This window comes from Viridibacillus soli, from assembly GCF_016612995.1.
Lineage (GTDB): Bacteria > Bacillota > Bacilli > Bacillales_A > Planococcaceae > Viridibacillus > Viridibacillus soli.
The window spans coordinates 190,417-210,898 of record NZ_JAEOAH010000005.1 but is presented as its reverse complement, the minus strand read 5'-3'; the positions used below and the strand labels follow the sequence as shown (position 1 = coordinate 210,898).

18 protein-coding genes, 1 pseudogene, 1 riboswitch and 1 other annotated feature (1 of these 21 cut by a window edge) are annotated in these 20,482 nt (G+C 39.1%); of the genes and pseudogenes, 18 read left to right on the top strand and 1 reads right to left on the bottom strand.

The window, feature by feature from the left end; translation table 11 throughout:
* Positions 1–59: a binding site (T-box leader), on the top strand; it begins 168 nt to the left of the window's first position.
* Between the two features lie 48 nt (positions 60–107).
* A complete protein-coding gene (ileS, locus tag JFL43_RS06240; RefSeq protein ID WP_200748330.1) occupies positions 108–2,876 on the top strand; it encodes an isoleucine--tRNA ligase in 2,769 nt (922 codons plus the stop codon).
* A gap of 45 nt (positions 2,877–2,921) precedes the next feature.
* Here the strand turns inward: ileS and JFL43_RS22380 are convergent.
* Positions 2,922–2,993: pseudogene (locus JFL43_RS22380) on the bottom strand (hypothetical protein); the annotation flags it as partial.
* 159 nt (positions 2,994–3,152) lie between these two features.
* Between JFL43_RS22380 and JFL43_RS06230 the strand changes: the two are divergent.
* From JFL43_RS06230 to JFL43_RS06150, 17 genes are all read left to right on the top strand, one after another.
* Complete coding sequence (locus JFL43_RS06230; protein WP_200748371.1) at positions 3,153–3,392, top strand: hypothetical protein; 240 nt, start codon at positions 3,153–3,155, stop codon at positions 3,390–3,392.
* Positions 3,393–3,548: 156 nt separating this feature from the next.
* Positions 3,549–4,025, top strand: a complete 477-nt coding sequence (gene lspA, locus JFL43_RS06225; protein WP_200748329.1) for a signal peptidase II — start codon at positions 3,549–3,551, stop codon at positions 4,023–4,025.
* Positions 4,025–4,939 (top strand): RluA family pseudouridine synthase, encoded by a 915-nt coding sequence (locus JFL43_RS06220; protein ID WP_200748328.1) that lies wholly within the window; start codon positions 4,025–4,027, stop codon positions 4,937–4,939. Before lspA ends, JFL43_RS06220 begins: the two co-directional genes overlap by 1 nt.
* A gap of 210 nt (positions 4,940–5,149) precedes the next feature.
* Positions 5,150–5,689, top strand: coding sequence for a bifunctional pyr operon transcriptional regulator/uracil phosphoribosyltransferase PyrR (gene pyrR / locus JFL43_RS06215; protein ID WP_100796413.1), 540 nt, complete (start codon positions 5,150–5,152; stop codon positions 5,687–5,689).
* Between the two features lie 34 nt (positions 5,690–5,723).
* Complete coding sequence (locus tag JFL43_RS06210) at positions 5,724–7,019, top strand: uracil-xanthine permease family protein (protein ID WP_200748327.1); 1,296 nt, start codon at positions 5,724–5,726, stop codon at positions 7,017–7,019.
* A gap of 158 nt (positions 7,020–7,177) precedes the next feature.
* Positions 7,178–8,056, top strand: a complete 879-nt coding sequence (locus tag JFL43_RS06205; protein WP_200748366.1) for an aspartate carbamoyltransferase catalytic subunit — start codon at positions 7,178–7,180, stop codon at positions 8,054–8,056.
* A gap of 1 nt (position 8,057) precedes the next feature.
* The gene (locus JFL43_RS06200) at positions 8,058–9,335 is read left to right on the top strand and encodes a dihydroorotase (protein WP_200748326.1); all 1,278 of its coding nucleotides are present in this window, start codon (positions 8,058–8,060) and stop codon (positions 9,333–9,335) included.
* Complete coding sequence (locus tag JFL43_RS06195) at positions 9,332–10,432, top strand: carbamoyl phosphate synthase small subunit (RefSeq protein WP_200748325.1); 1,101 nt, start codon at positions 9,332–9,334, stop codon at positions 10,430–10,432. Before JFL43_RS06200 ends, JFL43_RS06195 begins: the two co-directional genes overlap by 4 nt.
* The gene (gene carB / locus JFL43_RS06190; protein WP_200748324.1) at positions 10,425–13,622 is read left to right on the top strand and encodes a carbamoyl-phosphate synthase large subunit; all 3,198 of its coding nucleotides are present in this window, start codon (positions 10,425–10,427) and stop codon (positions 13,620–13,622) included. The genes JFL43_RS06195 and carB overlap by 8 nt, the downstream gene beginning before the upstream one ends.
* Positions 13,619–14,395, top strand: a complete 777-nt coding sequence (locus tag JFL43_RS06185) for a dihydroorotate dehydrogenase electron transfer subunit (protein ID WP_200748323.1) — start codon at positions 13,619–13,621, stop codon at positions 14,393–14,395. Before carB ends, JFL43_RS06185 begins: the two co-directional genes overlap by 4 nt.
* Positions 14,392–15,303 (top strand): dihydroorotate dehydrogenase, encoded by a 912-nt coding sequence (locus tag JFL43_RS06180; RefSeq protein ID WP_200748322.1) that lies wholly within the window; start codon positions 14,392–14,394, stop codon positions 15,301–15,303. The genes JFL43_RS06185 and JFL43_RS06180 overlap by 4 nt, the downstream gene beginning before the upstream one ends.
* Complete coding sequence (gene pyrF, locus JFL43_RS06175; protein WP_200748321.1) at positions 15,304–16,017, top strand: orotidine-5'-phosphate decarboxylase; 714 nt, start codon at positions 15,304–15,306, stop codon at positions 16,015–16,017. It begins immediately after the preceding gene.
* Positions 16,014–16,646 carry an orotate phosphoribosyltransferase gene (gene pyrE / locus JFL43_RS06170; protein WP_100796422.1) on the top strand — a complete coding sequence of 211 codons (633 nt, stop codon included), beginning with the start codon at positions 16,014–16,016 and terminating at the stop codon, positions 16,644–16,646. Before pyrF ends, pyrE begins: the two co-directional genes overlap by 4 nt.
* A gap of 397 nt (positions 16,647–17,043) precedes the next feature.
* A riboswitch (SAM riboswitch) is annotated at positions 17,044–17,153 on the top strand.
* A 108-nt stretch (positions 17,154–17,261) separates the two neighbouring features.
* Positions 17,262–18,191 (top strand): VOC family protein, encoded by a 930-nt coding sequence (locus JFL43_RS06165; protein ID WP_200748320.1) that lies wholly within the window; start codon positions 17,262–17,264, stop codon positions 18,189–18,191.
* A 36-nt stretch (positions 18,192–18,227) separates the two neighbouring features.
* Positions 18,228–18,896, top strand: coding sequence for an amino acid ABC transporter permease (locus tag JFL43_RS06160; protein WP_100796424.1), 669 nt, complete (start codon positions 18,228–18,230; stop codon positions 18,894–18,896).
* A gap of 17 nt (positions 18,897–18,913) precedes the next feature.
* The gene (locus tag JFL43_RS06155) at positions 18,914–19,681 is read left to right on the top strand and encodes an amino acid ABC transporter ATP-binding protein (RefSeq protein WP_200748319.1); all 768 of its coding nucleotides are present in this window, start codon (positions 18,914–18,916) and stop codon (positions 19,679–19,681) included.
* Positions 19,678–20,481: a transporter substrate-binding domain-containing protein gene (locus JFL43_RS06150; RefSeq protein WP_200748318.1), complete on the top strand. Its 804-nt coding sequence runs from the start codon at positions 19,678–19,680 to the stop codon at positions 20,479–20,481. Before JFL43_RS06155 ends, JFL43_RS06150 begins: the two co-directional genes overlap by 4 nt.
* Position 20,482: the final 1 nt, after the last annotated feature.

Genomic DNA, 20,482 nt, shown 5'->3' with positions numbered 1-20,482 from the left:
GTTTTATTTATGTACGCAATTAGGGTGGTACCGCGAGATAACTCCTCCTCGTCCCTTTTTTGGGATGGGGAGTTTTTTATTTGCTAAAAAAAGAGGAGGAATTTTTTATGGAATACAAAGATACGTTATTAATGCCAAAAACAGATTTCCCTATGCGCGGAAACTTACCGGCTAATGAACCAAAAATACAAGAGAAATGGGAAGAGATGGACATCAACGCAATGGTGCTTGAGCGTACAAAAGATCGCCCGGCATTCATCTTACATGATGGTCCCCCATATGCAAACGGTGACCTTCACATGGGTCATGCATTAAACAAAGTATTAAAAGATATGGTGAACCGACATCGTTCAATGACTGGTTACTTCGCTCCTTATGTACCTGGCTGGGATACACATGGTCTACCAATCGAGCAAGCATTAACAAATAAAGGTGTAAAACGTAAGGAAATGACTACTGCGGAATTCCGCAAACTTTGTGAAGAGTATGCTTATGAACAAGTTGATCGTCAGCGCACTCAATTCAAACGTATCGGTGTTCGTGGTGACTGGGATAACCCATATATCACATTGCAACCTAAATTTGAAGCACGTCAAATTAAAGTGTTCGGTGAAATGGCGAAAAAAGGCTATATTTATAAAGGCTTAAAACCAGTTTACTGGTCTCCATCAAGCGAATCAGCATTAGCAGAAGCTGAAATCGAATATCAAGATATCAAATCACCATCTATCTACGTTGCATTTTGTGTAAAAGATGGTAAAGATGTTGTCCATGCAGATGAAAGTTTTATCATTTGGACTACAACTCCGTGGACAATACCTGCGAACTTAGGGATTTCTGTGAATCCTGAATTCACATATGTTGTTGTAAAAGTGGCAGACAAAAAATATATCATCGCTAAAGGTTTACTTGAAAAAGTAGCAGAAACATTAGAATGGGAAAATTACGAAATCGACCGCGAAATTGCTGGTCAAGATTTAGAATACGTTGTCGCATCTCATCCCTTATATGGCCGCGATGCATTAATTATGTGCGGAGACCACGTGACACTAGACGCTGGTACTGGCTGTGTTCATACAGCTCCTGGACACGGGGAAGATGACTTTAACATCGGTAAAAAATATGATATCGGTATTTTAAGCCCAGTTAACAATCGTGGTGTCTTAACTGAAGAGGCTCCTGGCTTTGAAGGTTTATTTTACAACGATGCAAATAAAGAAATTACGAAATCTTTAGAAGAAAAAGGCGCATTATTAAAACTGTCATTCTTCACGCACTCTTATCCACATGATTGGCGTACGAAAAAACCAGTTATTTATCGTGCAACTGCTCAATGGTTTGCATCAATCGAAGCATTCCGTACAGAGTTATTGCAAGCAATTCGTGATACAAACTTTACACCTTCATGGGGTGAAACGCGTCTCTTCAATATGATTCGTGACCGCGGTGACTGGTGTATTTCTCGTCAACGTGCATGGGGTGTTCCAATTCCAGTGTTTTATGCTGAAAATGATGAACCAATCATCACTGAAGAAATCATTGATCATGTTGCTGAATTATTTAAAGTACACGGTTCAAACGTTTGGTTCGAACGTGAAGCGAAAGATTTATTACCAGCAGGCTTCACTCATCCAGGTAGCCCAAATGGCGAATTCACAAAAGAAACTGACATTATGGATGTTTGGTTTGACTCAGGTTCAACTCACCAAGCTGTACTTGATGAACGTCCAGAATTACGTTATCCGGCAGATCTTTATTTAGAAGGCTCGGACCAATACCGTGGCTGGTTCAACTCGTCTCTTATTACAAGTGTTGCTGTGCACGGGCATGCGCCGTACAAAGGTTTACTTTCTCACGGATTCGTATTAGATGGCGAAGGTCGTAAAATGAGTAAATCAATTGGAAATATCATCGCTCCTATTAAAGTAATGAACCAATATGGTGGGGATATTCTTCGCTTATGGGTTGCATCAGTAGACTATACTTCTGACGTTCGTATTTCGATGGATATTATGAAGCAAGTTTCTGAGGTGTATCGTAAAATCCGTAACACATTACGATTCCTACATGGTAATGTGAGCGACTTCAATCCTGCAACGGATCGCGTAGCATATGCAGATCTTCGTGAAGTGGATCGTTATATGTACATGAAATTACAGGATATCATTAAAGCTGTTCGTACGAATTATGATAACTATGAATTTGCAGGTGTATATCACACAATCAACAACTTCGTAGCAACTGAGCTAAGCTCATTCTACTTAGATATTGCAAAAGACGTTGTGTATATCGAAGGTCAAGATAATAAAAATCGTCGTGCAATGCAATCGGTTATGTATGATACATTACAAGCATTATTAAAATTATTAACACCAATCATCCCTCATACGACAGATGAAATGTGGTCATATTTAGATAACACAGAGGCAGTAAGTGTCCAACTAACGGATATGCCAGAAGCTGTTGAACAAGAAGATTTTGAAGCACTACGCACTAAATGGGCTCAAATCATTACGGTTCGAAATGCAATCTTAAAAGCATTAGAAGAAGCGCGTAACGCGAAAACAATTGGTAAATCTTTAGAAGCAAAAGTAACTGTTTTTGCAGATGAAGCAACTACGGCTTTACTTGCAGATCAAGGAATTAACTTTGCTCAATTGAATATCGTTTCTGAATTCGTTGTAGGCGGCGCTACTACACAAGCTCCGGCAGAAGCAGTAGTCGTTGAAAACGTAGCAGTACTTGTAGAAAAAGCTACAGGTGAAAAATGTGAACGTTGTTGGTCAATTTCTGAAACAATTGGACAAAAAGAAACACACCCAACATTATGCGCACACTGTGCGGATGTTGTTGAAAAATACTATCCTGAAGCATAATTTAAAAAATGAGCAGCCGAGGATTCAATCGGGCTGCTCATTTTTTTATTTAAAGAAGATCTCCTTGGTGTTGCGGTAGTCACTAGGACTTAAAGCGAAGTATTTTTTGAATGTAACGCTATAATAATTTGGCGAATTGAAGCCTAGTTTGCTGGAGCTTTTTCCAGTGTAGAATTGTCTTTTTTAAGAAGTGGTAATGCTTTGATAATTCGTGAGTTGGCAACATCGTCGACAAAGTTACGGCCGGATTCTCGTTTGAACAGTCGGCAAAAATAAGTGCTACTAAAATTAATATGGCGTGCTATGACAGAAAAAGGTACCATTTCAGGGGTATTAATGGGCCTTGGTGGGATGATTTTTCACCAGGAACATTACCGAGCTTTTTATAATTTAATATCCCTGGCTCAATTTCAGTGCTTGTTGGTCAGTATCGCGTCACTACTTGACCGTAAAGTAACAGCGGATGTCGATGAATTTATGAAAAAAGTATATTCTAAGGAACTAGAAACAACATAATACCATATTTGTTAGTATGAGTTAAAAACTCTCCGGGCCGCTAATGGTTTGAGGAGTTTTTTGTTGTGAAAAGCTGTATTTTTTCGGTAGTTTTTTTCATTCATAGCGCTGATATGTTAAAATGGTTAAGATATAGAGTAAACGGAGGATATTGCGGTGTATAAATATTATGGGCTAGCAGCTTTTGTAGTAATAATCGATCAACTAACAAAATGGAGTATCGTTAAAAATATGCAATTTGGTGAAACTATCATGCTTTGGGATCCGTACTTTGGACTTCTCTCTCACCGTAATCGCGGGGCAGCGTGGGGTATGTTACAAGGACAATTTTGGTTATTTGCAATTGTAACTGTAGCCGTTGTGATTGGTATTATTTATTACTTCCAAAAAGAAGGACGAGGTAAACCATTATTCCAAGTAAGCCTAATGATGCTGTTAGGTGGTGCTATTGGTAACTTTATCGATCGTTTATTCCGTGGTGAAGTAGTCGATTTCGTAAATGTTTTAATTCCGGTTATTAATTATGATTTCCCGATTTTTAATATTGCTGATGCAGCGCTGACAATTGGCGTTGTCTTGTTAATTATTTATATACTATTTGAAGAAAAACTCGATCAGAAAAAGGTGAAGTAATGACTGCAGTAAGTTATACAGTAACGCAAGAATTGAACGGTGAACGTATTGATAAAGCATTTGCAACGATGCAACAGGATTGGTCGCGTTCTCAAATCCAAACATGGTTAAAAGATAGCATCGTTATGGTGAATGATGAGCCTGTTAAAACAAAGTATAAAGTAAAAGTAGGAGACGTTATTTCCGTAACTCCACCTGAAGTAGAGCCGCTTGAAATCGTAGCGGAGGATTTAAATTTAGAAATCGTTTATGAAGATAGCGACGTACTTGTTGTGAATAAACCAAAAGGTATGGTTGTACATCCAGCACCAGGGCATGCAACAGGAACTCTTGTGAATGGTCTTATGTATCATTGCAAAGACCTTTCTGGCATTAATGGTGTAGCGCGTCCAGGTATCGTACATCGAATTGACAAGGATACTTCAGGTTTATTAATGATTGCTAAAAATGATAAAGCACATGAATCATTAGTGCAACAACTTGTAGATAAAACGGTAACGAGACGTTATACAGCATTAGTTCATGGGCATATTCCACATGACAAAGGAACAATCGATGCACCAATAGGTCGTGATTCTCGTGATCGTCAAAAAATGGGTATCGTAGATAATGGTAAGCATGCTGTAACACATTTTGTTGTTACTGATCGCTTTGGCGTTGATTATACACTTGTGCAATGTAAGCTTGAAACAGGACGTACACACCAAATTCGTGTGCATTTAAACTATATTGGCTATCCATTAGTTGGAGACCCTAAATACGGACCAAGAAAAACAATCGACTTCGGTGGGCAAGTGTTACATGCTGGTGTATTAGGCTTTACACACCCTGCAACTGGCGAATATTTAGAGTTTTCAGCGCCTTTACCAGCAGATTATGAAGAGCTATTAAAAGAATTAAAAAGTAACTATTGACTTTTTAAGTCCTAGCGCATTATACTAATCGTAGTGAAAAACTAAATATTCACCTTTAAAGACAGTCCAGAGAGGCTGAGAAGGTATGCGTAAAATGTGGAGAATGCTTGTGATGCAAGTCTTTTCGACATATCTTAAGTACACCTATATCCTCTTGGGCAAATCGCTCAAGAGGTTTTTTTATGTCCATAAATGAAAGGAGGAAGAAGTATGACACAGAAGGCAGTATTACTTGATGAACCCGCTATGAATCGCGCGTTGACTCGAATCGCTCATGAAATTATCGAACGCAATGAAGGTATTGATGAGTGTATACTAGTCGGCATTAAAACGAGAGGCGCTTATTTAGCAAAGAGGCTAGCGCTAAAGATCAATCATATTGAAGGTAAAGAAATTCGCACTGGAGAACTAGATATTACGTTATACCGCGATGATTTATCAACAAAAACAGAAAACGAAGAACCATTAGTGCAGCAAGTTGATATTACAGACAATGTAGAAAATCAGAAGATTATTCTTGTAGACGATGTACTTTACACAGGTCGCACGGTAAGATCGGCAATGGATGCGGTCATGGATCTAGGGAGACCTGCACAAATTCAACTAGCAGTATTAGTCGATCGTGGCCATAGAGAACTACCAATTCGTGCTGATTTTGTAGGGAAGAATATTCCGACATCAGGAAGCGAAAGAATCGTTGTTAACATGGTAGAAGTAGACGCAACTGATTGCGTCACAATTCACGAATAAGCTAGAAACATATAGAATGTGAGGAAAACAGGATATGTCAAAAGCAGTTTTAGATGTGAATGAAAAGCCAAGAACAGGACAGCTAATTACACTTAGCGCTCAACATATGTTCGCAATGTTCGGCTCAACTATTTTAGTGCCAAAACTTACAGGCTTAAGCCCAGCGATGGCACTTTTAACAAGTGGAATTGCCACACTGATTTTCTTATTAGTTACAAAATTTCAAGTGCCAGCTTACTTAGGTTCTTCATTCGCCTTTATCGCACCTATTATTTTAGCGACACAAACAGGTGGTGTTGGTAGTGCGATGATTGGTGCGATGTTCGTTGGTTTAACGTACGGCATTGTTTCGCTAGTCATTTGGAAAACAGGCTATAAATGGATTATGAAATTATTACCGCCAATCGTTGTAGCGCCGGTTATTATGGTTATTGGTCTTGCACTAGCATCAGTGGCAGTAGACATGGCGATGAATATCCCGGATGGTAACGGTGGGAAAATATATAGTTTCCCAGATTTCTCAGCAGCACTAGTCACATTAGCAGCAGCAATCATCTGTACAATCTTTTTCAAAAATATTATTAGCACAATGCCAATTCTCATCGGTTTAGTTGTTGGTTACATATACTCAGCAGCAATCGGTATTGTGGATTACACAGTGATTGGACAAGCAGAATGGTTTGCTATGCCTGACTTCTTAATCCCAGGAATAGATTATGAATTTAAAGTGACAAGCACATTGCTTCTAGCGATGGTACCGATCGTTATCGTCACGATTTCAGAGCATATTGGGCACCAATTAGTATTAGGTAAGGTGGTAAATCGTAATTACATTAAAGAGCCAGGTTTACACCGCTCGTTATTAGGTGATGGTTTGGGAACATTAGTGAGTGCTTTCATCGGTGGTCCGCCAAAAACAACTTACGGTGAAAATATCGGTGTTCTAGTATTGACGAGAGTATATAGTGTGTATGTCATTGGTGGCGCAGCGCTCATTGCGATTGTGATGGCATTTTTCTCAAAAGCGATGGCAGTAATCGAAACAATTCCAACATCAGTGCTAGGCGGTGTATCGATTCTACTATTCGGAATTATCGCTTCAAGTGGTCTGCGTATGTTAGTTGAAAATAATGTTGACTTCGAAGATAAACGGAACTTAGTCATTGCATCAGTCATCTTAATCTTCGGAATCGGTGGTGCAGCATTGAAAATTCCACAAGTATCAGACACATTTGCAATTGAAGGCATGGCGTTAGCAGCCATTGTTGGAGTTATTTTAAACTTAGTGTTGCCGGGTCGCGATAAAGAAGTTGCAGATTTGGATGAATAATAGTTAAATACTTTACCTTTTAACAGATTGCCCAGAGAGGCAAAGAAGGGTTATATCGATTCGAAAGCATGCGCGACAGCTCTATGCTTATCCTGTCATATCCTTCCTCAGCCTCCCTAAAATTTAGGGAGGTTTTATTATACAATTGGAGGCTCATGATGAAAAACTTACTGTCAATGGAACATATCTCTAACGAAGAAATTGCTACGATTTTAAAGCGTGCAGCTGAGCTTGAGGCAGGCGCACCATCACAACTTGACCGATCATACACTGTAGCGAATTTATTTTTCGAGCCAAGTACAAGAACGAAAACAAGCTTTGAAATGGCTGAGCGCAAAATTGGTGCAACGGTTATCCCGTTTGAAGCAGGTTTTTCAAGTGCCTTAAAAGGTGAAACATTGTATGATACTGTGAAAACGTTAGAATCGATCGGACTTGATGCAGTAGTCATTCGTCATAAAGTCGATGCTTACTACGAAGAACTTCTTAAAGGGATTAATCTTGTGGTTATTAATGCAGGGGACGGAGCAGGACAACATCCGTCACAATCTTTACTTGATTTATATACAATTCAAAAGGAATTCGGCACTTTTGAAAATCTAAATGTTACAATTGCAGGGGATATTTCCCACAGTAGAGTAGCGAAATCAGATGTTTATGCATTACGCAGACTAGGTGCAAATGTCAACTTTGTATGCCCGAAAGAATGGCAAGGGGAGTTTGAAGCACATCAGGGTTGGGATGATTTAATCGAAACAAGTGACGTCATTATGTTACTACGCGTACAGCACGAGAGACATGAAGCAGATGCGAACTTCTCTAAGGAAGACTATCATGCGCAATACGGTTTAACAATTGAACGTGAACGACAAATGAAGGACAAGGCAATCATTATGCATCCGGCACCAGTAAATCGTGGTGTCGAAATCGACTCTTCATTAGTTGAATGCAAACGCTCAAGAATTTTTGACCAAGTACGCAATGGTGTATTCATTCGAATGGCCATTTTAGAAACCATCCTGAAAGGAAGAATGTAAAATGACAAAGCTAATTCAAAACGTACAAATGCTAAACGAGCAAGGCGAACTTAAGCAAACTGAAATTTTCATTGAAGACGGTAAAATTGCAGCAATCGGTGAAGCGTTAAATAAAACAGCTGATGAAGTTATTGACGGTCAAGGGAAAGTTGTAGCACCAGGTTTCGTAGATGTACATGTACATCTACGGGAGCCAGGTTTTGAGCATAAAGAAACGATTGCAACGGGCTCTGCATCTGCAGCAAAAGGCGGATTCACAACAATTTGTGCAATGCCAAATACAAAGCCAGTACCAGATTCAATTGAAAATCTCGACTACATAAATAGTCTGATAGAAGACAGTGCAGTCATTCGTGTCCTACCTTATGGTTCTTTGACCGTAGCACAATCGGGTGACAAACGTACAAACTTAGCAGATTTAAAAGCGCATGGTGCAGTTGCATTCTCTGATGATGGTGTCGGGGTTCAAGAAGCTGCAACAATGTTTGAGCAGATGCAAGACGCAGCAAAAATTGGTATGACAGTTGTTGCACACTGCGAAGATAATTCATTAATCTACGATGGTGTAATGCACGAAGGTATTCGCAATCATGAACTTGGGTTACCGGGCATTCCATCTATTTGTGAATCTGTCCAAATTGCTCGTGACGTACTACTAGCAGAAGCGGCGGGTGCACATTACCATGTTTGCCACGTGTCGTCAAAAGAATCTGTACGCGTAGTGCGCGATGCAAAAGCAGCAGGTATTCACGTAACAGCAGAAGTTTGTCCGCACCATCTTCTACTAGAAGAAATGGACATTCCATCAGACGATGCAAACTGGAAAATGAATCCGCCATTACGTGCGAACGAAGACTTACAAGCAATACATGAAGGCTTACTTGATGGCACGATTGACTGTATCGCAACAGATCACGCGCCACACACTGTAGAAGAAAAATGTTGTGGTATGGTAGGAGCTCCGTTCGGGATTGTCGGTTTTGAAACAGCATTTCCACTACTATATACAAAATTTGTTGAAACAGGTAAATGGACATTAAAGCAATTAATCGATTGGATGGCAGCAAAACCAGCCGCACTATTCGACTTACCATATGGCAAGTTAGAAATCGGCGCTTCTGCAGACTTAATCTTAATTGATCTAAACAAAGAACAAGCAATTGATGTGAATGGCTTCGTATCAAAAGGTAGAAATACACCATTTAATGGATGGAGCTGCAAAGGCTGGCCAGTTATGACAATCTTTGAAGGAAACATAGTATGGGAGGATGCACAATGACAACACGTAAACTTATTTTAGAAAACGGTATTGTATTCGAAGGACAAGCATTTGGTAGTGATCAAGCATCAGATGGTGAAGTTGTATTTACAACTGGTATGACAGGTTATCAAGAAACATTATCTGACCCATCATTTGCGGGGCAAATTGTCACAATGACATACCCGTTAATCGGAAATTACGGTATTAACCGCGACGATTTTGAAACAATCGATCCAGCGATTAAAGGATTCGTCGTACGTGAATTAGCAAAAACACCATCTAATTTCCGCTGTGACACAACATTAGATGAATATTTCAAAATGAAAAAAATTCCTGGTATTGAAGGAATCGATACACGCAAATTAACGCGCTTAATCCGTGAGGAAGGTTCTATTAAAGCAATATTAACAGCTGCAGGTGAAGAAGTGGATGTTGATGCGGTAGTGGAAAAACTAAAAGCTACTACATTCCCAACAAACCAAGTAGAGCAAGTTTCTACTAAAACACCTTACCCTAGCCCAGGCCGCGGTAAAAAAGTGGTACTTATGGACTTCGGTATGAAACACGGTATTCTACGAGAGCTTAATAAACGTAACTGTGATGTTATCGTAGTGCCTTACAATATGCCAGCAGATGAAATTTTAGGTCTTTATCCAGATGGTATTATGCTATCAAACGGCCCTGGAGATCCAAAAGACGTCCCAGAAGCAGTTGAGACGATTAAAAATCTAATCGGAAAAGCGCCAATATTCGGGATTTGCCTTGGACAACAACTTTTCGCACTCGCTTGTGGCGCGGATTCATTCAAACTGAAATTCGGACATCGCGGTGCGAACCACCCAGTAAAAGAACTAAAAACAGGCCGTACTGAGTTAACATCTCAAAACCACGGTTACGCAATCGACCCAGACTCACTAGAAGGTACGGGCTTAGAAATTACGCATGTAGCACTTAATGACGGTACAATTGAAGGTTTAAAACATAAAGAACATCCGGTATTTACAGTACAATATCACCCGGAAGCATCACCTGGACCAGAAGATTCAAACCACTTATTTGATGAATTTATCGAGTTAATGAATGAAGAGACTAGAAAGGAGCAACACCATGCCTAAACGTCAAGATATCAAAACCATTTTAGTAATCGGCTCTGGCCCAATCGTCATCGGACAAGCTGCAGAATTCGACTATGCAGGAACTCAAGCTTGTCTATCGTTAAAAGAAGAAGGCTACCGCGTCATTTTAATTAACTCAAACCCAGCGACAATCATGACAGATTCAGAAATCGCTGACAAAGTATATATCGAACCTATCTCACTAGAATTCGTATCACGTATTATTCGTAAAGAACGCCCAGATGCCTTATTACCAACATTAGGTGGTCAAACAGGTTTAAATATGGCGATTGAACTACATGAATCAGGCATTCTAGATGAATTAAACATTGAAATCCTTGGTACAAAATTGGATGCCATCAATAAGGCGGAAGACCGTGATCTTTTCCGTAACTTAATGTATGAATTAGATGTTCCAGTACCAGAATCAGATATTATCCACAATTTAGAAGAGGCATTTGCCTTTGTCGAAAAAATCGGTTACCCAGTAATCGTACGTCCAGCCTTCACTTTAGGTGGAACTGGCGGTGGTATTTGCCACAACGAGCAAGATTTAAAAGAAATCGTTACATCAGGTTTGAAATATAGCCCAGTAACACAATGTTTACTAGAAAAATCAATCGCAGGATTTAAAGAAATTGAATATGAAGTAATGCGTGACTCGAAAGACAATGCCATTGTAGTTTGTAACATGGAAAATGTCGATCCAGTCGGCATTCACACAGGTGATTCAATCGTAGTCGCACCATCGCAAACGTTATCAGATCGCGAATACCATATGCTACGTAATGTATCGCTTAAAATAATTCGTGCACTTAAAATCGAAGGTGGTTGTAACGTTCAGCTAGCACTTGATCCGCATAGCTTTAACTACTACATTATTGAAGTAAACCCACGTGTATCACGGTCATCAGCACTTGCTTCAAAGGCAACTGGTTATCCAATTGCGAAGCTTGCAGCGAAAATCGCAATCGGGTTAACATTGGATGAAATGTTGAACCCTGTTACAGGTAAAACATACGCTTGTTTCGAGCCAGCACTTGACTATGTTGTAGCGAAAATTCCACGCTGGCCTTTCGATAAATTCGAAAATGCAAAACGTAATCTAGGTACGCAAATGAAAGCAACAGGTGAAGTTATGGCAATCGGCCGTAACTTTGAAGAAGCGATGCTAAAAGCTGTTCGTTCACTTGAAACAGGCCATAAGCATATCGCGATGAAAAATCCAGAATCATTAACAGACCAATGGATTGAAAAACGTATTCGTAAAGCAGGAGATGAGCGTTTATTCTTCATAGGAGAAGCATTACGCAGAGGCGTGACAATCGAAACAATCCATGATTGGAGCCAAATTGATTTATTCTTCTTAAATAAATTTAAAAACATCGTAGATTATGAAGCAGTATTGAAAGATAACTCACAAGATAAAGCGGTATTACGCCATGCAAAACGTATCGGTTTTGCAGATGAAACAGTAGCAAAACTTTGGAATACAACAGCAGATGCTATATACGATTTCCGAAAAGAAAATGGCATTATCCCAGTTTATAAAATGGTAGATACATGTGCAGCAGAATTCGAATCAGAAACACCATACTTCTACGGCACTTACGAAGATGAAAATGAATCGATCCGTACAGAACGAGAAAGTGTAATCGTACTTGGCTCAGGTCCAATCCGTATCGGTCAAGGGGTAGAATTTGACTATGCAACAGTACACTCAGTATGGGCGATTAAAGAAGCAGGGTACGAAGCAATCATTATTAACTCAAACCCAGAAACAGTATCAACTGATTTCTCAATCTCAGACAAGCTATACTTTGAACCATTAACGATAGAAGATGTTATGCACATCATCGATCTTGAACAACCAAAAGGTGTTGTCGTACAATTCGGTGGTCAAACAGCGATTAATCTAGCAGATAAATTAGAAGCACGTGGTGTGAAAATTCTAGGAACATCACTTGATGCAATTGACCGTGCTGAATCACGCGACCGTTTCGAAGCAGCACTTCATGAAATTGGTATCCCGCAACCACTTGGTAAAACAGCAATTTCTGCTGAAGAAGCGATTGTTATTGCTAGAAATATTGGGTTCCCAGTATTAGTAAGACCATCATATGTACTTGGTGGACGCGCAATGGAAATTGTTTATAACGAAGAAGAACTACAATATTATATGGAGCACGCGGTTGAAGCGAGCCCAGAGCATCCAGTATTAGTCGACAGATATTTAACAGGTACAGAAATTGAAGTGGATGCGATTTGTGACGGAGAAAACGTCCTAATCCCAGGTATTATGGAACATATCGAACGTGCGGGTGTCCACTCAGGTGACTCGATTGCAGTATACCCACCACAACAACTGTCTCAAAAACATATCGATACATTAACAGATTACACAACTCGTTTAGCAATAGGCTTGGAAATCAAAGGCTTAATGAACATCCAGTATGTTATCTCTGAAGATGTTGTATATGTTATCGAAGTAAACCCACGTGCATCACGTACAGTACCATTCTTAAGTAAAATTACGAACTTACCAATGGCAAATATTGCAACAAAAGCAATCTTAGGCAAATCGATTGTTGAACAAGGTTACCCTACAGGCTTAGCGCCAATTCAACAAGGTGTTTTCGTAAAAGTACCAGTATTCAGCTTTGCGAAACTGCGCCGTGTAGATATTACATTAGGACCTGAAATGAAATCAACAGGTGAGGTAATGGGTAAAGATAGCACGTTAGAAAAAGCACTTTACAAAGGTTTAGTAGCATCTGGTATGGATATTAAAGATCACGGTTCAGTATTAATGACAGTTGCGGACAAAGATAAAGAAGAAGCAATCTCGTTAGCAAAACGCTTCAACAATATCGGTTATAGTATTTTAGCAACACCAGGTACTGCAAAAACAATTGAAGAAGCAGGGCTAAAAGTAAGTGTTGTAGATAAAATCGGCTCAAATGGACCAACTTTACTAGATGTGATCCAAAATGGTGGAGCACAATTAATCATCAATACATTAACAAAAGGAAAACTACCTGCACGAGACGGCTTCCGTATTCGCCGTGAATCGGTTGAGAATGGAGTACCATGCTTAACATCTCTTGATACTGCAGAGGCAATGCTTCGAGTAATCGAATCTATGACTTTCACAGCTGAAGAAATGCCAAAGCAGGAGGTGCAAGGATGATTCACCAAGAACGTATGAAAGTTGTACGCCAACAGCAAATTGCGGAGGATATTTTTGAGCTGACTTTAACTGGTCAGCTTGTCCTTGATATGAAACAACCAGGCCAATTCGTACACCTACGTGTAACAGATACATATGAGCCTCTACTAAGAAGACCTATTAGTATCGCTTCTATTGATCATGAGCTGAAGGAATTTACGATGATCTACAGAGCGGACGGCAGAGGCACAAAAATTTTATCTGAAAAACATTTGGGAGAGGTAGTAGATGTCCTTGGACCACTAGGGCATGGCTTCCCAGTGGAAGAGGCAGAGCCAGGACAAACGGCACTTCTAGTAGGTGGCGGCATTGGCGTACCTCCTTTGTATCAATTATCTAAAGAATTGCATGCAAAAGGAGTCCGTACAATACACGTATTAGGCTTCCAATCTGCAAACAACGTCTTTTACGAAAAACAATTTTCGGAATTAGACGAAACATATATCGTTACAGCTGATGGTAGTCAAGGAACAAAAGGTTTCGTCACAGACTTATTAAAAGGCAAAGCGCCTACTTTTGATGTTTTCTATAGCTGCGGTCCAACGCCAATGCTATCAGCGTTAGAACAAGCTTATCCTGATAAAAAAGGTTTCCTATCCTTTGAAGAGCGCATGGGCTGTGGCATCGGAGCATGCTTTGCCTGTGTATGCAACACAACAGCAGCGACTGACAAAGAATACTTGAAAATTTGTTCTGACGGACCAGTCTTCCCGAGAGGAGTAGTGAAGCTATGAATAGATTACAAGTCGAATTACCAGGCTTATCATTAAAAAACCCAATTATCCCAGCTTCAGGCTGCTTCGGATTTGGGCAAGAATATGGACAGTTTTATGATCTATCAAAGCTAGGTGCCATAATGATTAAAGCAACAACTTTAGAAACACGTTTTGGTAATCCAACACCACGTGTAGCTGAAACAGCAGCGGGTATGTTAAATGCCATTGGTTTACAAAACCCAGGATTAGAGCACGTGTTAGCACATGAACTACCTTGGTTAGAAAAATATGATGTTCCGATTATTGCTAATGTAGCAGGCACTGAAACGGCTGATTATGTTGCGGTGGCAGAAGCCATTTCAAAAGCACCAAATGTGCATGCGCTAGAGCTGAATATTTCATGTCCAAACGTTAAATGTGGCGGCATTCAATTCGGTACAGATCCAAAATCAGCAAGTGATTTAACGGCAGCAGTAAAAGCGGTGTCAGATGTACCTGTCTATGTAAAATTATCACCAAATGTTACGAATATTGCTGAAATCGCAAAAGCAGTTGAGGCTGGCGGAGCAGATGGTATTACAATGATTAACACATTGATCGGCATGCGACTACACCCGAGAACAGGAAAACCGATTATTGCCAATGGTACTGGAGGCTTATCGGGCCCAGCTGTAAAACCGGTAGCAATTCGCATGGTCCATGAAGTAAGCCGAAATGTTAATATTCCGATTATCGGAATGGGCGGTGTAGCAACAGCGGAGGATGTTATTGACTTCCTATCTGTAGGAGCAAGTGCTGTAGCGGTTGGCACTGCAAATTTCGTGGATCCATTCGTATGCCCGAACATTATCGATGCATTACCACAAAAGCTAGATGAATTAGGTTATGACAAATTAACAGATGTAATTGGAAGGAGCCACCGCTAAATGAATAATAAGCCTATTATCGCGCTAGATTTTCCAGATGAACAGAAAGTAATGACATTTCTTTCGCAGTTCAATGAGCCGCTATTTGTGAAGGTGGGTCTTGAGCTTTATTTACAAGAAGGGCCTGACATCATCCGCAAAATTAAAGCACAAGGCCATGATATTTTTTTAGATTTAAAATTGCATGATATTCCAAATACCGTGAAATCAGCGATGAAAGGCTTAGCAAAACTAGGTGTGGACTTAGTCAATGTCCATGCTGCTGGCGGTTCCAAAATGATGACAGCTGCAATAGAAGGTTTAGTAGAGGGGACTGAAGCTGGCAAACAGCGACCAGCTTTAATTGCTGTAACACAGTTAACTTCAACGACTGAAGAGGAAATGCAAAACGAGCAAAAAATAAATTTATCACTAGACCAGTCAGTTCTGCAATATGCTGAACTTGCAAAAACTGCAGGTTTAGATGGGGTCGTATGTTCAGTACTTGAAGCGAAGGCAATCCGAGAAGTATGTGGCGAAAAATTTTTAAAAGTAACGCCTGGCATTCGCATGGCTGGCGGTGCAGCTCATGATCAAAAACGTGTTGCCACACCAGATTTCGCACGTCAAGAAGGCTCAACGCAAATCGTTGTAGGCCGTGCCATTACACAAGCAGAAAATCCAGTAGCGGCGTACCACGCTGTACAACAATTATGGGGAGGACAACAACAATGACAATTCAAAAAGAAGTAGCTCAAGGCATGTTAGAAGTAGGCGCAGTAGAGCTTAGTCCGAATGATTTATTCACATGGGCATCAGGTATTAAATCACCTATCTACTGTGACACGCGTTTAACGATTTCTTTTCCAAAAGTGCGTACAACAATCGCAAACGGTCTTGCGGAGCTTATTAAAGAACACTTCCCAGAAACAGATGTAGTTGCCGGTACTGCAACAGCAGGTATTCCGCATGCAGCTTGGGTGAGCGATATTTTAGATTTACCAATGGTGTATGTACGCTCGAAACCAAAAGAACATGGCCGTGGTAACCAAACAGAAGGAAAACTTTCTGAAGGGCAAAAAGTTGTTGTAGTAGAAGATATTATTTCAACAGGCGGCTCAAGTATTACAGCTGTTGAAGCGCTTCGTCGCGAAGGTGCAGAAGTACTTGGTGTCGTTTCAGTATATTCGTATAAATTACCGCGAGCTGAACAAGCCTTTGACGAAGTAGGTGTTCCTTACTACTGTCTATCAAACTTTGAAGCATTAGTTGATGCTGCAAAAGAAACAGGAGCTATCAATGAATCAGACATCCCAGGCTTACTACAATGGCATGACGATTTGAAAGCAGGGAAATTAAAATAATATTCAAATAAAATAATAGGTGTGTTGATTAGGTGAATATTGGGTTGTTATTTACCGTTAAAATGTTTTTTTATGTTCAATGTTAACGTATGTTACTACATTTTTTAGTGGAGGGTGCTTGCCCGTGGAAAGTGAGCATCCCGTAGCGGAAATCAACCTACCACTTTAATAGTAATGGTTAAAATCAGTTAATCAAAACGCCTGATAAAATAACTAAAAAACCAGCATGAGAAAAGGAATTCTCTCTTGCTGGTTTTTTAGTATTCAAAATACTATGTGAAATTGAGGTTTTATTTTTCATTAAAAATAAAATAATTGGAAAAAGATATTGCTTAATTTTGGAAAGTGTTTTAAAATCAATTAAACCAATTAGTTAACTAGGAAATGATAAATAGATTTCTTATCTTGAGAAACCGAGGGATTTGGCCCATTGAAGTTTCAGCGACCCCTAACATTTAGGAAGGTGCTAACTCCAACATGATTGAATGCAATCATGATAGATAAGAGTTGAATTAGTTCCCCTCGACTCTCTTTTTTGATCCTGTAGAAAGAGAGTTTTTTATTAGAAGTCGATTATTCCGTAATTGGTAAATAAAAAAAGAGAGAGGTTATAAAATGGTACAGAGAATTGATGATAAACAAGGGAAATTTGTATTGGATGAAGCGACACAAGTAGGAAGTGTCATTTTAAAAGTAAAGGATTTGGAGCGTCAAATCGAATTTTACGAAAATGTAGTCGGTCTTGAATTATTAGAAAAAAATACACAACAAGCTAAATTTGGTGGTAAAGGTAGTCGTAAAGTTATTTTCGAATTAGAAAAAACAGCAGAAAAATTGCAACCTACTAAAAGTACAGGGCTATTTCATACAGCATTCTTATTACCAAGTAGAGAAGCTTTTGCAACGAAGTTTTTCGAAATTTTACGTAACAAAGAAACGATTAATAGTCCGATAGAGCAGGAATCACGTTTTCCTCATTTTGAACGCTTCATTCCGATCGCTAGATTAGATAGTGCAAGTGATCACGGATATAGTGAGGCATTTTATTTATATGATATTGAAGGAAATGGTATTGAAATATATGCTGATCGTGATCGTGGAGATTGGGATAAGTATCCAGGAGGTAGTAATCCACTTAACTTCAAAGAGTTAGCTCCTTTAGCTGATTTTGATACGGATGGTAAATTACCAACAGAAACAATTATTGGGCATGTCCATTTGCGAGTGGCAAATATAGAGGAATCAGTAGATTTCTATATCAATACGTTAGGTTTTGAAGAACAGGAGATTATTGATACGGCATTCTTTATTTCGGCAGGTGGCTATCACCATCATCTTGCGGGAAATGTGTGGTCAGGTGAGGGGCTTCAAAAGGCAGCGGAAAATGAATCAGGATTAAAAGAAGTACGATTGAAAATACCAACAACAGAACTTTTTGAGACAGCAAAAAATTATATTAAACAGCAAATACAAATTCAAGATTTGGGTACAGAGTTTGCAGTAGAAGATCCAAGTGGTAATCGTATCGTTTTTGAAATTGCATAAAATGAATACAGCCAAATCGTTATAGAAGGTGACAAAATGAAGTTTGATTTTATGTATTTTTTAGAATCGCTACCACAATTATTGAAGTATGTGTATATCACATTAGGTGTTTCCGTTGTATCGATGATTATTTCGTTCGTTATTAGTATCGTACTTGTTCTCATTGATCGTAATCGTACGAAAGTATTATATCCATTATCGCGATTATATATTTCATTTTTTAGAGGGACGCCATTACTTGTACAGTTATTCGTTTTATATTTTGGACTTCCTCAAATTTTCCCAGAAATGGCTGTTATGACATCGTTACAAGCAGCTTTAATAGGACTTAGTTTAAATAATGCAGCGTATTTATCTGAAATTTTACGTGGTTCCTTAAATGGGGTTGAGAGCAATCAAATGGATGCTTGTTTATCTGTAGGAATGACAAAATTGCAGGCCATGAGGAAGGTGATTTTTCCACAGGCAATTCGAGTCGCAGTTCCCTCACTCGGTAATAACTTTATTGGGCTAATTAAAGAATCCTCATTGACGTTTGTATTAGGGTTAGCTGAAATTTTAGCGCATGCCAAAATGCTAGCTGCAGAGTCCTATCTTTATATGGAAAGTTACTTAGCTGTGGCGGTTATATATTGGGGATTAACGGTTATTATTGGATGGCTACAGCGGCGTTTGGAATATCGCTTAGAAGTACCTTACCTGTAACGAAGGAGTGAACAAAGATGATAAGCGTTCAAAATCTTCATAAGTCATATAAAGATAACGAAGTATTAAAAGGTATTTCTTTAACTGTTGAAAAGGGGCAAGTAGTCGCAATAATCGGCCCATCTGGATCAGGTAAATCAACCTTTTTAAGATGTTTAAACGTATTAGAACAAGCGGATAAGGGCCAAATAACAATAGATGATGTGGCAGTAGATATTGCCAATCTGACAAATAAAAAAACGGAATTATTAAGACATAAAACAGCTATGGTATTTCAGAATTATAGTTTATTTAAAAATAAAACTGTAAAAGAAAATATTACGATGCCACTAGTCACTGTACAGAAAAAGTCACAACGTGAAGCCGATAGCATTGCAGAAAATTTATTGGCACAAGTTGGTTTGTCGGATAAAGAGAATTTTTATCCAAATAGTTTGTCAGGTGGTCAGCAACAACGAGTGGGTATTGCGAGGGCAGTTGCTCTAAATCCCTATGCGATTTTGTTTGATGAACCTACATCAGCTCTTGATCCAGAACTAGTAGGAGAAGTTCTGCAGGTGATTCAGAGCTTAGCACTTTCAAATATGACAATGATAGTAGTAACTCATGAAATGTCGTTTGCAAGACAAGTGGCTGATCACGTCGTTTTTATGGCGGAGGGATATATTGTTGAGCAAGGAACGCCTGAAGAAATTTTTAATAATCCGAAGCAGGAAAGAACAAAGAAATTTTTACAACAATTATCTGTCGAAAAACAATTAGTGGTTAAGGAGTTGGTAATATGAAATTAAAAAATATATGGTCAATGTTACTAGTTATTGTAGTGGTAGGGGTCTTAACAGCATGTAGCTCTAAGGACTCTTCAAAAGAGCGAGGTTCTGTTAAGGCAGATGAAAAAGTTCTAAATGTGGGGACGGCTGCAGGAAGAAGTCCATTTATTTATCAAAAAGACAATAAAGTAATTGGTTATGATGCAGATATTATTGAAGCAGCTGCAAAAAAAGCAGGATACAAAGTAAAATGGACAACAGCTGAGTTTGAGGGGTTATTTGGATCTTTAGATTCAGGTCGTATTGATACAATTGCCAATCAATTATCAGTGACAACTGAGAGAGAAGAAAAATATTCATTTACCGTACCGTATCTATATTCAGGGTCAGTATTTGCGGTAAAGGTAGATAATGAGAATATAAAATCGGTTGATGATTTAAAGGATAAAGTAGTGGGTGTAGGTTTAGGGACAGCTGCTGAAAAAGAATTAAAAGATATCAATAAAAACAATGACTTTACGATTAAAACATTTTCAGAGGACCCTACAGCAGAATTGAAGGAAGTATCATTGGGGCGTGTTGACGCGTATTATAATGATCAAGTACAAGTGAAAACGACGATTGAAAAAGCTAAGTTGGATGATGTGAAAATAGGATTTGGTCCTACATCATGGGGAAATATTGCGTTTCCATTTACTACTGATAGTAAAAAGGTAGAAGATATTTCGAAAGCTTTAGAAGAATTAACAAATGACGGTACATTAAAAGAAATTTCAGAAAAATGGTTAGGCATTGATGCAACGAAGAAGCAATAAA

Coding starts and splice junctions, on each gene's coding strand:
- JFL43_RS06155 (WP_200748319.1), top strand. CDS start 18,914: ATGATAAGCGTTCAAAATCTTCATAAGTCATATAAAGATAACGAAGTA.
- JFL43_RS06185 (WP_200748323.1), top strand. CDS start 13,619: ATGATTCACCAAGAACGTATGAAAGTTGTACGCCAACAGCAAATTGCG.
- pyrE (WP_100796422.1), top strand. CDS start 16,014: ATGACAATTCAAAAAGAAGTAGCTCAAGGCATGTTAGAAGTAGGCGCA.
- JFL43_RS06150 (WP_200748318.1), top strand. CDS start 19,678: ATGAAATTAAAAAATATATGGTCAATGTTACTAGTTATTGTAGTGGTA.
- JFL43_RS06180 (WP_200748322.1), top strand. CDS start 14,392: ATGAATAGATTACAAGTCGAATTACCAGGCTTATCATTAAAAAACCCA.
- JFL43_RS06165 (WP_200748320.1), top strand. CDS start 17,262: ATGGTACAGAGAATTGATGATAAACAAGGGAAATTTGTATTGGATGAA.
- carB (WP_200748324.1), top strand. CDS start 10,425: ATGCCTAAACGTCAAGATATCAAAACCATTTTAGTAATCGGCTCTGGC.
- JFL43_RS06220 (WP_200748328.1), top strand. CDS start 4,025: ATGACTGCAGTAAGTTATACAGTAACGCAAGAATTGAACGGTGAACGT.
- JFL43_RS06195 (WP_200748325.1), top strand. CDS start 9,332: ATGACAACACGTAAACTTATTTTAGAAAACGGTATTGTATTCGAAGGA.
- JFL43_RS06205 (WP_200748366.1), top strand. CDS start 7,178: ATGAAAAACTTACTGTCAATGGAACATATCTCTAACGAAGAAATTGCT.
- JFL43_RS06160 (WP_100796424.1), top strand. CDS start 18,228: ATGAAGTTTGATTTTATGTATTTTTTAGAATCGCTACCACAATTATTG.
- pyrR (WP_100796413.1), top strand. CDS start 5,150: ATGACACAGAAGGCAGTATTACTTGATGAACCCGCTATGAATCGCGCG.
- JFL43_RS06210 (WP_200748327.1), top strand. CDS start 5,724: ATGTCAAAAGCAGTTTTAGATGTGAATGAAAAGCCAAGAACAGGACAG.
- pyrF (WP_200748321.1), top strand. CDS start 15,304: ATGAATAATAAGCCTATTATCGCGCTAGATTTTCCAGATGAACAGAAA.
- JFL43_RS06200 (WP_200748326.1), top strand. CDS start 8,058: ATGACAAAGCTAATTCAAAACGTACAAATGCTAAACGAGCAAGGCGAA.
- ileS (WP_200748330.1), top strand. CDS start 108: ATGGAATACAAAGATACGTTATTAATGCCAAAAACAGATTTCCCTATG.